The organism is Delftia sp. ZNC0008 (assembly GCF_000799035.1).
Taxonomy (GTDB): domain Bacteria; phylum Pseudomonadota; class Gammaproteobacteria; order Burkholderiales; family Burkholderiaceae_C; genus Comamonas; species Comamonas tsuruhatensis.
This window is the reverse complement of the sequence record NZ_JTKZ01000761.1, coordinates 1-1,017: the sequence shown is the minus strand read 5'-3', so window position 1 is coordinate 1,017 and position 1,017 is coordinate 1. Positions and strand designations below refer to the sequence as shown.

Below are 1,017 nucleotides of genomic sequence, written 5' to 3'. Positions count from 1 at the left end.
CATCTCGCGCCCGCCCAGGGCCGCCAGCGCCGGCTGGGCCAGGATCTCGCGGGCGCGGCGCACGCCGTTCACCATGCGCCGCAGGTCCTGCGCGTCGGAGAAAAAGGCCGGATCCACCAGCGGCAGGGCCAGCGGGTCGGCACTGGCCAGGCGCAGGCTGCCGCGGCTGGCCGGCTGCAGCACGCAGACATGCAGGGAATAGCCGTGGCCCCAGACCGTCTTGCGCCCGTGGTCCACCAGCTTGGCCACCACGAAGTGCAGCTGCAGGTCGGGCGCAGCCTCGCCGGGGCTGCTGCGGATGAAGCCGCCCGCCTCGGCAAAGTTGGTGGTCAGCATGCCGCGCCGCTGGCTGCGCCATTGGCCCACGGCGGCCAGCAATCTGCGCGCACCGCCCAGTGACAGGCCGAAGCTGTCGGTCAGCTGCGCGCCATCGACCACCAGCACCACATCCGGGTGGTCATGCAGATGGGCGCCCACGCCGGGCAGGTGGTGGACCACATCGATGCCCAGCGAACGCAGGTGATCGCCCGGCCCCACGCCAGACAGCATCAGCAGCTGCGGCGACAGCAGCGCGCCGCCGCTGAGCAGCACCTCGCGCCGGCAGTGCAGTTGCTGCACCGTACCGCCCTGCAGGTACTCCACGCCCACGGCGCGCCGGCCCTCGAACAGAATGCGCAGCACCTGGGCACCCGTTTCCACGCGCAGATTGGGCCTGGCACGGTGCGGCGCCAGATAGGCCTTGGCGACGTGGTGGCGCTCGCCGTTGCGCTGGGAGACCTGGTACAGGCCCACACCCTCCTGCGCCTGGCCGTTGAAATCCGCGTTGTGCGCATGGCCGGCCTGCACGCCCGCCTGCACGAAGGCCCGGGACAGCGGGTTGGGATCGCGCAGCTCGGCCACGTTCAGCGGCCCGCCCGTGCCGTGCCAGGCGTCGGCGCCGCGTTCGTTGTGCTCGGCGCGCAGGAAGTAGGGCAAGACTTCGCTCCAGCTCCAGCCCGGATTGCCCTGGGCACGCGG

Annotated in this window: 1 protein-coding gene; it reads right to left on the bottom strand. The window is 72.1% G+C overall.

Annotated features, from left to right (window positions below):
• The coding region (locus L995_RS24690) for a GMC family oxidoreductase (RefSeq protein WP_047474026.1) at positions 1–1,017 on the bottom strand (1,017 nt) is incomplete at both ends.